This window comes from Aquamicrobium sp. LC103 (genome assembly GCF_001014615.2).
Taxonomy (GTDB): domain Bacteria; phylum Pseudomonadota; class Alphaproteobacteria; order Rhizobiales; family Rhizobiaceae; genus LBCQ02.
The window spans coordinates 81274-94465 of sequence record NZ_LBCQ02000002.1 but is presented as its reverse complement, the minus strand read 5'-3'; the positions used below and the strand labels follow the sequence as shown (position 1 = coordinate 94465).

Genomic DNA, 13192 nt, shown 5'->3' with positions numbered 1-13192 from the left:
ATATGTGTTTCTCACTCTCACCAATAGCCTCGATCCGCTTGTGCAGGCCGGGTGATCCCCCTCCGTCCCGGTCGCCCTTGCACCTTGCACCCCCCGGTCTCGGCGACGGCCAGGGTTGCAGCGCAGCGCTGCGCTTCAACCCGAGCCCATAGGAGCAAAGACCATGACCACAACCGACAACACCGCCCCGACCATTGAACACGGCACGACTGTTTTCATCCCGCTCAACAAGCTCAAGAAGCATCCGAACAATGCTCGAAAGACCCCGCACAGCGAGGCGTCTATCGCGACGAAGGCGGCGAGCATCGCCGCCAAGGGCATCCTGCAAAATCTGGTGGTGGAGCCGGAAACGGACGCCGAGGGCGAGCCGACCGGCTTCTATCTCGTCAGCATCGGAGAAGGCCGCAGGCAGGCGCAGATGCTGCGCGTGAAGCGCAAGCAGATCAAGAAGACCGAACCCATCCGCTGCGTCATCGACACGGCGAACGATGCCGCCGAGATCAGCCTTGACGAGAACGTGACGCGCGAAGACCTGCACCCCGCCGACCAGTTCGAGCGCTTCCGCGAGCTTTCCGAGGATCGGGGATGGGGCGCGGAGGAAATCGCCGCCCGGTTCGGCGTGACCGCCCATGTCGTTAAGCAGCGGATGCGTCTCGGCGCTGTCAGCCCGAAACTGCTGCAGGTCTATCGCGACGGCGACCTGACCTTGGATCAGTTGATGGCCTTCGCCATCACCGACGACCACGCACGGCAGGAACACGTATTTGAAAACCTGTCCTACAATCGCGATCCGTCCATCATCCGGCGCGACCTGACCAAGATGAACGTGCCCGCGACGAGCCGCTGCGCGGTCTTCGTCGGCGCGCAAGCCTATACCGATGCGGGCGGCAACATCATCCGCGACCTGTTCACCGAGGATCGCGGCGGTTTCTTTGAGGACCCCGCGTTGCTGGACCGGCTCGCCGTCGAGAAGCTGGAAGGGATCGCCGCCGAGGTGCAGCAGGCCGAGGGCTGGAAGTGGACTGCCGCCTATTTCGACTTCCCCCACGCCCACGGAATGCGTCGTGCCTATCGGCATCTGGTTGAGCTTTCCGAGGATGACGCCATGGCCTACGACGCGGCGCAGGACGAGCTTGAGCGCCTGAACGCGGAATGGGAGGACGCCGATGTCGACCTCCCGGCCGAGGTGGATGCGCGCCTTGCCGAGCTTGAAGCCGAGATCGAGCGGATCGACGCCAAGCGCCACGCCTTCGATCCCGACGACATCGCGCGCGGCGGCGTCTTCGTCGTCGTCGCCCACGATGGCGATGTTCGGATCGAGCGCGGGTTCATCCGCGCCGAGGACGAAGCCCCGGAACCGGAGGAAACCGAGGGCGGCAAAACCGTCGTCGACGGGGTGCGCGTCAACGGTGATGGCGAAATCCTTGATGGCGACGGAAAGGACGGCGAAGGCGACGACCTTCCCGAAACCGAGCAGGAGCCGGAAGAAGAGGCCGGGGATGCGGGCAAGCCGCTGCCCGACTCGCTCATCCGCGACCTGACCGCGCATCGCACCCTTGGCTTGCGCCTCGCCCTTGGCGAGCAGCCGGACATGGCGTTGATCGCCGTGGTCCATACGCTCGCCGCGCAGACCTACTATCGGGGCGGCGGCACGGCCCATTGCCTCGAAATCAGCCCGACCAGCAATTTCCTCGCCGCCCACGCGGACGGCATCGAGGACACGGCGGCGGCGAAGATGATCGCGGATCGTCATGCCGGATGGGCGGCGGACATGCCGCGCGATGTGGCGGACCTTTGGGAGTTCGTCACCGGTCTGGACCATGCGAGCCTGATGGCCTTGCTTGCGCATTGCGCCTCGCTGACCGTCAACGCGGTGAAGCTGCCTTGGGAGAGCGGCAAGCGCCGCGCCCATGAGACGGCGGACAAGCTAGCGACGGCGGTGACGCTCGACATGACGGCGCACTGGACCGCGACCGCGCGGAGCTATTTCGGGCGCGTCACCAAGGCCCACATCCTCGCCGTCGTGCGCGATGCCCTTGGCGACGAAGCGGCGGAGCGGATCGCGGACAAGAAGAAGGTGGAGATGGCCGAAGTCGCCGAACAGCTTCTGGCCGGGACTGCCTGGCTTCCACCCGTGCTGCGCACAGTGCGTCCCGCATGGCTCGATGCTGAGACGGAGGCGGACGCCTTCCTCCAAGCCGCCGAATGAGGACCGGGCCAGGATCGCGCAAGCGGTCCCGCCTTCCTACCGTTCAGCCCCACCAAAATCGCGGTCACCCGGGGGTCGCCCCCGCGCGACCGATCCGATGACCCTCATCGGGTTCAGGAGGAACCTGCACTGATCGTGTTCAGGTTGATGGCGCGTCGCGCGAGGGGGCTGATCGGGTCGGTGGCGGGAGCGCCGCCAGCCAATCTGCGTTGGTACGGCTAGTGGCTTTCACAGATGATTCACCACAACAGTCTGCAATCATTCAGGATCAGCGAGCTACCGGCCTTCGCCGCTATCGAGATAAACAGCACTTCTTGTACTTCAGTCCACTGCCGCACGGGCAAGGCTCGTTGCGCCCGACTTTTTTTGAAGTCCGCCCCATGGTTTCAAGCCGAACCGGCGCACGTCGCGGCAGTGCCGCGAGGACCTTGTCCATAGTGATATTTTTCTTCCAAGGATCATTCAAAACAAGTGCATGTCTGATTCGAAGGTCTTTTGGACGAAGGATAAGTCCGTACCAGCGATCGGCTTTAAGATCGTACTTTTTCAATTGGCAGTGCTGAAGGATTTTTTCTTGCGCGATTTCATCCGGCAATGCGCTGAGATGAATCGTCAATCCGGCAGACTGGTCTCCGAAGGGGAAAGTAAGATCTTTTGTTACATGCTCCTTCACCGCTGCTCGGATTTGGCTTTCAAGAGCCCGGGACAGCCCATCGGCCGTCTCGCCCGAAAGCTGCAGTATCCAAAGGCCCAGCTCGGTTAGTTCTGGGATTGTTGCTTCTTGGATCTGGTCAAGAATCGCGCCGGTACGCGTTCCGCGATACCGTGTCAGTACCCCTTTCACTTCAGGGCTGCCAGATACGCCTTGCCGCCGCACCGCCATTGCGACATCGACGTGTGCCGTGAAATCCTCCCCAAGATTGACCATGTCGTACTTGGGATCGAGCCATAGATTGTTCCGAAGATGGTAGGAAAACGGGATCAGCTCATTGGTGATGAGAAGCTTGTCAAAGGCCTGAGCCCGTAGATCAAGGTAGTTCAAGAATTGCAGTGGGGTATCGAGAAACTCGACGATGACATCGAGAGTGAACACGTCTGTTACCAGAGGTGGCTTGACAGAGTCTGTGGCGCGGACCTTTAGAAATTGGCGGCTTTGGAAACTCAAGGCAGGATAGTGATCGGCCAGAACACAAACCGGAAAGACGACATCGATGGAATTGGGGAGCTTTATCTCTGCTCCGGACGTATCCCGAAATACGAATGCGTCGGGATTCTGTAGGGCTTCTGCGCAGAGTAAGGCCTGATCGTACGCGTTCTCGACTGCCTTTTTAAAATCATCCCGTAGTGCGCGGTCATTGCCTTTCCGCGCTTCTAGCGTCAACCGCTTCGATTTAGCTTGCACGACGATCGCATGATTGCCGAACAGGACTAATGCGTCGGCTTCCGCATAGCGGTTCTTGCCGCGATAGATGTCGATGTTTCTCAGTACGCGAGCGTCGCCGAAAACGGCTCGGAGCCGATCGCTCGTATAGGTTTCGGTGAAATTTCCCCGATGTGCTGTGGCAGTGGAACGATAACTGTCGTCCACCATCATCCAGAAAAACGGCGACTCATACAGAGATTCTTGAAGCTGATAGTGCTGGAGAAGGACATAAGAGCCGTCAGCAATGCACAGGATTGGCCGCACATTCGTTTCGTTGAATTCACTGATGCCAGCAAAAGGCGCATTGCGCTCGTGGCTCTCAAACCGAAACGCGCGCAGGACAGCATCGACAGTCGCCGCGTCTAGGCCCGACCTCTCAACAACCTCCTGCGCAGTGAACATGAAAGCAGGCAGAAAGGTCCACTCATCCGGGCTTTTTGGGCGCATCTCCTCGCGAAGTGAAGCAAGCTTGGAAATATGCCCTTCGCCAATCGCCTTTGTGACAGTCAGAGCATCGGTAATGCTGAAACCACGCTTAGCAACAAGCCAAGAATCGTCAGCACTGTACTTCGGAGCAGTCAGGGCCTCATATTGGAAGTTGTATGCAGACTCCCCACCGTAAAAGATGGGCTCACGCATTGCGGCCCCATCATCGAACGGATCCCTACCTTCTGCGAGAAGTGCAGCCCAATCCTTTCCTCCAAAGAATGCGCCCGTCATCATTGCGTGGTGAAGTTCTTTCATCAATGAATCTGTGCGATCAACGTAGGCTTGCATGACCTGTGGAGCCGGAAGCTCTAGCCCGATCGGCGCCCGAGCCATTAAGCCGATCAACGTGGAGATTTCACTGCGGAGAAGACTGGAGCCCTCATAGTGAGAATCCATGTCTTTTACGACCAGATTTTCACTGAACTTGATGAGGTTATCCCGAAAACAGAAATACGCTATCGCATGAATATATCCGGGCGACGCACAGAGGGCGGCAATCTCCTCAAACACCTCTGCCTCAGTACGGATAACCGGTTTTTTTTCAGCTACAATGCTCCCCAATTTTTCCCTCCCGAAAAGACTCACTTTGCGTATCTTTGTGTTCTTTGAAGATGTCGCATCGTTTGGAAACCACGGCAACACGGAGGCCACCCCGCGCGGCTGATGCACCAAGCGCTTGGTGTTGCCCTTCGGGCCGCGCTTTAGGCTGCGCCGGAACCACGCTTATGGCGCGTTTCCGCCATTCGACTTCAATCGCTAACGCAAAGGGGCGGCAGCGGCATTTCGCCAAATTGCCCCGCAACGGCGAGGCGTCTGAAAGGCTGGTCTCAATCGCAATTACACCGACGCCAGTAAGCGCTGGGCCGCTACGCTCGCACACTGTCAGGGTGACATAGAACGGCCGGGAGGCGCAGAGCGTCCGTTGGGCCGAGACCATCGACGCGGCCGTGCGCGGATGGACGTTCGGCAGCCGCCCGCGGATCGCGCCAACGATGGTGCGAGAACAGGGCCGCGTGTCCGTCCTTCTCGCCCGAGGCGATTATGGCCATGGCCTTGACGTCGAGGATTAGGGTGGTGGCGCATCGGCCAGTGGGGTCCACGCCGTTTCCGTTCTCGAGCGGTAATGTGCGAGGGATTGCCGCCATTGCCGTATCCCCCGACTTCCTGTAACGGGCGCTCCATCCGCGAACTCGACTGGCATGGGTCTGACCGAAGACCGGCTTCGCCTCGCTCGTCTCCCGCAACGTCCGTCGCCAACTTTTTTCCGCCGCCATCGGCTTTGCATCGCGAAGCAAAAAAGCCGTCGCCGGCCGCCCTCCACTGCGTTCCAGCCCTTCGGGTGCAGGGCCGATCGTCCCCGGTCTCACGACCCCCATCGAGGTCGCAATGGAGCGGCCCGACAGGAAAAGGAACACGACAATGGCGACCATCGGCACCTTCACAAAGAACGAAAACGGCGCGGGCTTCACCGGCGCGGTCAAGACCCTGACCCTCAACGTCAAGGCCAAGTTCGTTCCCGCCGAAGGCGAAAGCGAGCGCGGCCCGGACTTCCGCATCTTCGCCGGCGCGACCGAGTTCGGCGCGGCCTGGAAGAAAACCGCTCGCGAGACGCAGCGCGAATACCTCTCCGTCAAGCTGGACGATCCGAGCTTCCCGGCCCCGATCTACGCCAGCTTGGTCGAAGCCGAGGACGGCAGTGGTCACAACCTCATCTGGTCCCGCCGCAACGGCGACTAAGGCCAGCCCCTCAAGAAGTCCCGCCGCGGCGGGGCTTCTTCATGCTCATGTCCGCCACCGCCCCAAAGCCTACGGCTTCAAGATGCCTTTGATTTTCTCCAGACCCCAATAGGGGTCGATGAACGGGCATTTGTAATTCCGGCCAAGTTGTTCCTGCTCGGCGTTATCGAAGAAGTCTCGGGCGGCCTGATGTAGATCCTCGGGTATAATCAAGAAGGCCGGGTCTTCTTCTTTGAAAGCGAGATTGCCGGAGTGTCGCCATTCTCGCTCCCACTCGAAGAAGTAGGACGCGCTTCCATATTGCCCCGGCTGATCGACAAAGGGCGCGATCTTCCAAATAGGATCGTCGGGTTTCCCCACAGCACCCTCAATCAGCATCCGCATGGACTTCGCGTGCGGCGTATCTTGATAGGCATAGAGGAGCGGCACTTCGCTGAAACAAACGCACGGCGGCGATTCCGTGTAATTCTTACCCATGCCGAAGCGGTTTTGCGCCTGAAGGCATCGGCTTGCGAGGATCGAGATGGAATTATTGTACTCGCTGCCGGTGGCCGACTTCTTGGTGAAATGAACGACGAACGGAGACATATCCTCCCAGTTCGGATGCGTCTGACCAATCAGCTTCTTCAAAACACTCTTCTCCAAACGACCCAGTGAGCGCTGCAAGCGGCGCGATCATTCTATCGAACACTAAGGGCGCTGCCCTCGCGCGGCGCAAGGGATCGCTGACGCTCGACCGACCCGGCCTCCCCAGCCTTCCTCCACGTCGTTCCTCCGTTCCGTGCAGGCCGGGTGATCCCCCTCCGGCCCGGTCGCCCTTGCACCTTTCTACCCCGGTCTCGGCGACGGCCAGGGTTGCAGCGCAGCGCTGCGCTCCAACCCAAGCCCATAGGAGAAAGACCATGTATCACCAGCTCGCCACCCGGTTCGGCCGCAACTCCCATCAGATCAGCGGGCGCGAGCCGCTGGATAACGAGGCGCTTTATCGGCACGTCCCGTCGATTTTCGCCAGCGAAGCCCATGACAGCCGTTCCGAGCGTTACGTCTATGTCCCCACCATCGACATAGTGGAGGGCCTGCGCCGTGAAGGATGGTTCCCGTTCTTCGCCGTGCAGTCGGTTCCGCGCGACGGTTCGCGTCACGGCCACGCCAAGCACATGCTGCGCCTGCGCCGCGATGGCGGCATCGGCAAGGCGGAGGCGGCGGAAGTTATCATCGTCAACAGCCATGACGGGACCAGCGCCTATCAGATGTTCGCCGGGATGCTCCGTTTCGTTTGCACCAACAGCATGATCGCGGGCGAGCGCTTCGAGGAAATCCGCGTTCCCCACAAGGGCGGCATTCAGGATCAGATCATTGAAGGCGTCTTCACCGTCGCCGACGACTTCCCGCGCCTCATCGACGCGACCGAGACCATGAAGGAAACGCGGCTTGCGCGGGACGAACAGCGGGTTTTGGCCGAAGCCAGCCTTGTCGCCCGCTACGGCGAGGAGGAAAGCCCGGTTCAGCCGGACCAGATCATCATGCCGCGCCGCCGCGAGGATGCGGGCCAAAGCGTCTGGAGCACGTTCAATGTCATTCAGGAAAACCTCATCCGGGGCGGCCTGCGGGGGCGCCGCCAGACGTCAGATGGACGCATTCGCCGAACTCAGACCCGCGCCATTAACGGCATCGACCAGAATGTCAGCCTCAACCGTGCGCTCTGGACGCTGGCCGAGGGTATGCAGCGCTTGAAGGGCAATTGAGCCCGAGCGCCACAGGGCCGCACCCCGGCGGCCCTTCCTCTTACAGCGATGACAGCGGCGAAAAAAAATCGCGCCGATCCGGCGGTGCGGCCATGCCCGGACCCATAGCCTCGCTCGCCGGGCTCCGCCCGGCTCGCAGAATCACGCAAGCATTGTTAAGACCACGATAACAAAATGATTAATCGCGACGGCCACTCCAGTTATCGCGAAAAGACCTCTACAGTTGCTTACGAAGATATTCGAACCTTTCCGTCCGGGTGTTGCTGTGCTTTCGCCCGAATAGAGAGGCAACGCCAATGCTGAGTATCGACTGGCGTTCTCCGGCGGCATATAAATTTGCCAAGAGCATTCCCGCCGCCGGTTTCGCTTGGGAGTATCTTCGCCGCGACGACGAGTATCGTCGCGAATTTCAAGCCATAACCGCTTCGACCGAGCCAGACCCTGAGCGCCTGGAAGCCTTTGTTCAGCGGTGGGGGCTGCGATTTTCCGACCGATCCTGAAACCCCGGCGGATCGGCAGACTCTATTCTGGAGTCCACACCTCCAGCCGCAGGCCATACGGCTCATGCCGCTGGAGCACCATGATGGCGAGACCGAGCCCATCGTCACGCTTGCGCATCTCGACGGTCTCGACCTGCGCCAAGCTGAGGATGGTTGGCATGGCATCTGGCAGGCCGATGGCGTCGCGCATCAATTCTGGTTGCGGCACGCCGCTCCCGATGCGGCGGTCTTTTATGGCACGGTCCTGCCCGCCGACGTCTTTTACGATCTCCGTTCTCATGCGGCGCGTCGGTTGGTGAAAGCACTTCAGGGCCAACGTCCGGGACGCGACTATCGCGCATTGCCGGCGCAGCTCCGGCAATGGCATATCACGTCCTTGCGTGCGCTCGACGCCCGGCTACGCGGCGAGAGCTACCGTAGTGTCGCAGAAGTCTTGCTCGGCTTTCGGGGCAGCAAGGAGGATTTTGAGGTCGATCCACACAAGAACAAGGCTCGCCGCCTTGTCGCCCATGGGGTCAAAATGATGCGAGGCGGTTATCGCCTGCTGCTGCATTATCCGATCAAATTCAGCAAGCCTGCGACCGAATAATATCGATCGCCTCAAGGTCTGACGCGAGCGAGCGCGAAAGGTCGAACCCGCCGTGCAGTTCAATAAGCTGCGTGCGATATGTCTCTGACAGTAGGCGCAGCGCCGCCAAGATGGCGGAGGCATCGCATGGGCAATAAGACGCCTTGAGAGCGGCCAGAACGGCGGGACTTCCCCCGCCTGTCGAACTTTGCCACGACGGCTGTTTCCAGGGTTCGACCGTTGAGCCATTCGTCAGCGTGCATGATGTGCTGGCGCAGTTCGTCCAAAAGGGAAATGGCGTAGAGCAACTCGCTGCGCCGTGCGCGCATCTAACCCCCTCACCGGCCGAGCTCATCCTCGGCCGGTGGTTCGAACATGGTGGCCCATTCATCCAAGCTTGCGGGATCGACCTCGGGCGTGTCGGCAGCGCGCTCCTGGTTGCGCCTAGCAATCCTCGCTTTCAGTTCGGCTATAGGGACGTCGAGAAAATGTATCTTGGTCGTCGCACCGATCCCGTCGGCAACGTCGCGATACCCGTCTCTCTCCTCTTTCGACCAGAACCCATTCTCAAGGATCACGTCGTCACCGTGCCGGAGCAACATCTGTGCAAGCTCCCACTGCAACCCCTCGACTTTAGCTCTTCCTGCTTCGTCGTAGAAGTCGAAGCCGAGACGGTGCAACCATTCATCTGGCGACAAGCGCACAGCATTGAACGTCTGCTCTAACTCCTTGGCGATCGTTGTCTTCCCCGACCCAGGGAGACCGCAAATAAGATGTAAAACGGGACGCTTTTTCATATCGGTCAATCTAATTTTTGGTACAGTGTTACTTAAAGAATACTGGTATTGAAGCCAGCCTTTTCATATGCACGTCGAGCTGCGCCACTGGCTTGGATCGCCGCCGGTAGAGACCTTCGCTATTTCAATGCCGCAGCCCGACAACAAACGTCGTTGTCGGCGCACACATCTCACAATTTTGCTTGTGTCTTCGCCAGCGCCATTGCCGTTTCCAGTGTGTCCTCAAGCGTTGCTTGAACATCGGGGCGCACACCGACGCCTTCCCAGTTGCTACGGGTAACTGGATTTTCGGCCCTGCCCGTCGGCACCACGACAAAGAGGTCCGAACCTAACTCATTAAGCCCGCCCGGGTTCGCACCACCTCGTGTAGACGTGCCGACTACAGTCGCCCGCCGAAGGGCTTGCAAGTCATATGCGAATTCCTCGCCAGCCGAATAGGTCTTCGGACCGACCAGAACGTAGACCGGCTTGCCGACGTAACGCACTGGCGTCGGCGAGCTCCAGAACGATTCCGTTCTGAACGTCAACGTCCCGCGATTGCGCCAGATGAGATCGTTGATATGGACGCGCGCACCCTGATCGAGGAAGAAGCTCACGAGATAGGCAACGGATGCCGGATGCCCGCCGCCATTCTCCCGCATGTCAATGATCAGCGCGGCGGTGTCCGACAAGCTGCGCATGGCCTCGTCGGCGGCCGGATTGAAAACTTCAGGCGGAACGAACCGCGTCAAATGAATATAGCCGATATTGCCGTCTAGCCGCTTCACCGCGAAACCGGCATCCTGCGGGCTCGCTGGCGTAGGCTGATTGCCGAAGGGCGAACCGAATATCACCCGTACATGACCGTCCTTCGTGATCGCCCGGAGTTGCTCCGTTAGCTGCATCGCAAACTGCGCTCGCTCGGTTACGCCGCCGTAGGCGTTTTCCGCTAGCGCCTTTTCCAACGCCTCCGCCGCCTGCGCACCCCTTTCCGGGAACACGTAGCCCTCCCGCAACTCGGCGGCGATACCGCCGATCGTTTTGGCGACCGTTGCCCGATCCAAGGTTACGCTTTGCGCAGAGGCGGGAGGCACATCGGCTCGCGCAGCGAAAGTGCTTGCCAGCAGTGAAATCGCCAAGAGGGAGACAGTAAGGAACGATGAGGAGTTATGGGACATTCAATCTCTACCTCAGGAAAAGAGCGCATGACGCTAATTAGATCAAAATGAGACCACGAATACGATTCGTGTATCGCTACTGGCAACCCTCAAGCCAAACATCCGAAAAGCCCGCAGGCACACACGCCCCGGCTGCCAGACGCTGGATACGGGCGGCGCGTTCGTCGAGCTTGGCGTCGCTTCGAACGAGATCATAGGAGGCCGGCGCTATCAGCACCGCCGCAAGTCGGATAAACTCGGCCTCGGTCAATTCGGCTGGAGGCCGCCCATAGATCGCTGAGCTTGCCGAATGGAAGCCGACCATCCAGCCATTTGGCCCCTTGCCCATTTCCAGCGTCTCCAGCCACAGGGCAAGGATCTGCTCCTTGGAAAGACGCCTCTCCAACCCTAGCGCATAACCGGTCTGGCGTATCTTGCCGATGCCGGGATGAAATTCCTCAAAGGCAAGCCGCTTGGCAGCCGATTGAGTGATGGTGGTCAACCCAGCGCCAGGGGTCGAGAAATCAACACCGGAATGCGTTGAGAAATTCGGGTCTTCGACCGCAAGCAGAATAGCCCTTTGGGCTGCCCCCAGAGAGTCGCCGCCGCGGCCTTGAGCAATCGCCGCGTCGGCACGAGCTCGCAAGCTTTCTGCATCCGATAGCGCATCCCAGTATCCCTTAGCGCCATAACCGACGAGGCCGACCAGCAAGAGAGCAAATGCAACGCCCGCATATTTAAGTATCCGCATCATTCGATCTGCATGTCCCTCAGATTGGTCTTTCGTTGATTCACTCATCAAGGCTTCAGCGAGTTATATGAGTGTTTTCGCTGCTACTCGGTATTCAGAGGCTGACGCCAAAATATGAGAGACCCGGCTACTACCGCCGACAAGAGCCATGCCAGTAGTGTGCCGAAACCCGTGATGCCGTATGGCCCCTCGGCACCTGCAAAAAGCCATGCTCGCGCAGCATCGGCAGCAAAAGACGGCATGGGAACGCTGGCTATGGCAGCGCCAAAATAAGCTTGCAGGATCGAGCACGTTATCCCTACCAGAAATACTGGAACGACTGCCGCGATCATACTCCGGAATACGATTGTAAGCGTCGCGGTAACTGCAGCAAGAGTCGCTAATTCGAGAAAGGCGATTACAAACGCCGCACTGAGCACGAGAACGCTGCCGGCTTGAGTTGGTGTCCTATTGCTGGTGCCGCCGCCGAGAAAGCCGAGTGCCGTATTGAGGATCATGTCTCCGACGATTGTCAGAGCAAGACCGATGGCCATGCACAGGAGGCAAACAACGAACTTCGAGGCGAGCAGAGGAATCCTCCCTGTCCGTGGCAGGAGGTTGCGCCAAGCCGAGAAGCGGTATTCGACGTAGAATATTGAGGACACACCGATCGCATAGAGAAGCTGCGCAATCGGATTGCCTGCGATGCCCAAGGATTGCGCGGCTGACAGAAGCGCATCGGCTTGTGTTTGCGGGAGGTTTCCTGATCGGAGGACGAAAAAACTCTCCAGCGCGATCTTGAGGCCGAGTGCGGCAGCAGGAACCGACAGGAACCCCCAGAATAGAATGCCTGGCTGTCGTAGAAGCTTCAGAAGCTCTGCCGAGAGTAGAGCGCTCATTGTGGCTCTCTCCGCGTTTCCGACAGGAAGACCGACTCCAGATCGGGAGTGATCCATTTTGCTTCAAATATCCGGATGTTCGCGTTTACAAGCGCGCGTATGAGTTCAGGCGCATCGTCGCGCCCAATTCGAACATAAACTCCACCGTCACCTGCATCGGCCTGCGATGCCAAACGCTCCAGCACGGTTTGCGGTGAATCAACGTTAATCCAAAAGCGAGCTTGGCTGTCGAGCAGGTCAGCGACTTTCCCATGCGCCGCCATTCTCCCGCTCCGCAAAATCGCGACGCGCTCGCACACGCGCTCCACCTCGTCGAGGAGGTGGCTCGAAAGCAGCACGGTGATGCCGTCCCTCTGGGCTAGATCAACTATCAGCGAACGCATTTCGAGGATGCCGTCCGGATCGAGACCGTTCGTCGGCTCATCGAGAACAACAGCATCTGGGCGGCCGACGAGCGCGCAGCCGATCCCCAGCCGTTGCTTCATCCCCAACGAAAATGTAGCCACTTTCTTGTCAGCGGCGTAGCCGATGCCAACGCGCCGCAGAATAGGCTCTACCATCGTGACGGTATCGCTCATCCGAGCGAACATTTCCAAATGCTCGCGTGCGGTCAGGAAGGGATAGAACGCCGGGGCCTCGATCAACATGCCGAGGCGGCGTCGCGATTCCCTGCCAGCATTCTCTCCGAATATGGAAACCGAGCCGCGATCAGGGCGCACGAGGCCAGCTATGATCCGTAGCAACGTGCTCTTGCCGGCACCGTTCGGACCAAGTAGGCCGTACACGCAGCCTTGCGGAACACCAAGAGAAAGCCCATCGAGCGCTTTAAAGGCACGGCCTCCCCATCCAAATCTTTTCTCGACGCCCGAGACTGTAATGGCGTCTTCCTTATCTCCACTGCTCAATAAATGATCCCGCCTCAAGCATCTCAATCCTCGTGCCGTCAATGGCGTACGGCA

12 protein-coding genes are annotated in these 13192 nt (G+C 59.5%); 5 read left to right on the top strand and 7 right to left on the bottom strand.

The genetic code is table 11. From position 1 onward, the window contains the following. Window positions 1–163 precede the first annotated feature (163 nt). A complete protein-coding gene (locus tag XW59_RS03850) occupies window positions 164–2209 on the top strand; it encodes a ParB/RepB/Spo0J family partition protein (protein WP_047143458.1) in 2046 nt (681 codons plus the stop codon). A 292-nt stretch (window positions 2210–2501) separates the two neighbouring features. Here XW59_RS03850 and XW59_RS03845 read toward each other — a convergent pair whose 3' ends face one another. Continuing rightward, window positions 2502–4682: an SEC-C metal-binding domain-containing protein gene (locus XW59_RS03845; protein ID WP_136067919.1), complete on the bottom strand. Its 2181-nt coding sequence runs from the start codon at window positions 4680–4682 to the stop codon at window positions 2502–2504. An 858-nt stretch (window positions 4683–5540) separates the two neighbouring features. On the opposite strand from XW59_RS03845, the gene XW59_RS03840 reads away from it, so the two are divergent. Beyond that, complete coding sequence (locus XW59_RS03840; RefSeq protein ID WP_047143456.1) at window positions 5541–5858, top strand: DUF736 domain-containing protein; 318 nt, start codon at window positions 5541–5543, stop codon at window positions 5856–5858. A 69-nt stretch (window positions 5859–5927) separates the two neighbouring features. Here the strand turns inward: XW59_RS03840 and XW59_RS03835 are convergent, their stop codons facing one another. After that, window positions 5928–6488, bottom strand: coding sequence for a hypothetical protein (locus XW59_RS03835; protein ID WP_047143858.1), 561 nt, complete (start codon window positions 6486–6488; stop codon window positions 5928–5930). Window positions 6489–6760: 272 nt separating this feature from the next. Here XW59_RS03835 and XW59_RS03830 point away from each other — a divergent pair, with 272 nt between their 5' ends. The 3 genes from XW59_RS03830 (at window position 6761) to XW59_RS03820 (ending at window position 8692) form a co-directional block, all read left to right on the top strand. Beyond that, complete coding sequence (locus XW59_RS03830) at window positions 6761–7603, top strand: DUF932 domain-containing protein (RefSeq protein ID WP_047143455.1); 843 nt, start codon at window positions 6761–6763, stop codon at window positions 7601–7603. A 296-nt stretch (window positions 7604–7899) separates the two neighbouring features. After that, the gene (locus XW59_RS03825) at window positions 7900–8103 is read left to right on the top strand and encodes a DUF6499 domain-containing protein (RefSeq protein WP_047143454.1); all 204 of its coding nucleotides are present in this window, start codon (window positions 7900–7902) and stop codon (window positions 8101–8103) included. 64 nt (window positions 8104–8167) lie between these two features. After that, window positions 8168–8692: a DUF2285 domain-containing protein gene (locus XW59_RS03820; protein WP_047143453.1), complete on the top strand. Its 525-nt coding sequence runs from the start codon at window positions 8168–8170 to the stop codon at window positions 8690–8692. 317 nt (window positions 8693–9009) lie between these two features. Here XW59_RS03820 and XW59_RS03815 read toward each other — a convergent pair whose 3' ends face one another. From XW59_RS03815 to XW59_RS03795, 5 genes are all read right to left on the bottom strand, one after another. After that, the gene (locus tag XW59_RS03815; protein WP_047143452.1) at window positions 9010–9468 is read right to left on the bottom strand and encodes an ATP-binding protein; all 459 of its coding nucleotides are present in this window, start codon (window positions 9466–9468) and stop codon (window positions 9010–9012) included. A 170-nt stretch (window positions 9469–9638) separates the two neighbouring features. Beyond that, window positions 9639–10625, bottom strand: coding sequence for a S41 family peptidase (locus XW59_RS03810; protein WP_047143451.1), 987 nt, complete (start codon window positions 10623–10625; stop codon window positions 9639–9641). A gap of 76 nt (window positions 10626–10701) precedes the next feature. Further along, window positions 10702–11403, bottom strand: coding sequence for a transglycosylase domain-containing protein (locus tag XW59_RS03805; RefSeq protein ID WP_246665988.1), 702 nt, complete (start codon window positions 11401–11403; stop codon window positions 10702–10704). A 35-nt stretch (window positions 11404–11438) separates the two neighbouring features. Further along, window positions 11439–12233 carry a hypothetical protein gene (locus XW59_RS03800; protein WP_047143449.1) on the bottom strand — a complete coding sequence of 265 codons (795 nt, stop codon included), beginning with the start codon at window positions 12231–12233 and terminating at the stop codon, window positions 11439–11441. Next, window positions 12230–13138, bottom strand: a complete 909-nt coding sequence (locus XW59_RS03795; RefSeq protein WP_052957972.1) for an ABC transporter ATP-binding protein — start codon at window positions 13136–13138, stop codon at window positions 12230–12232. Before XW59_RS03795 ends, XW59_RS03800 begins: the two co-directional genes overlap by 4 nt. Window positions 13139–13192: the final 54 nt, after the last annotated feature.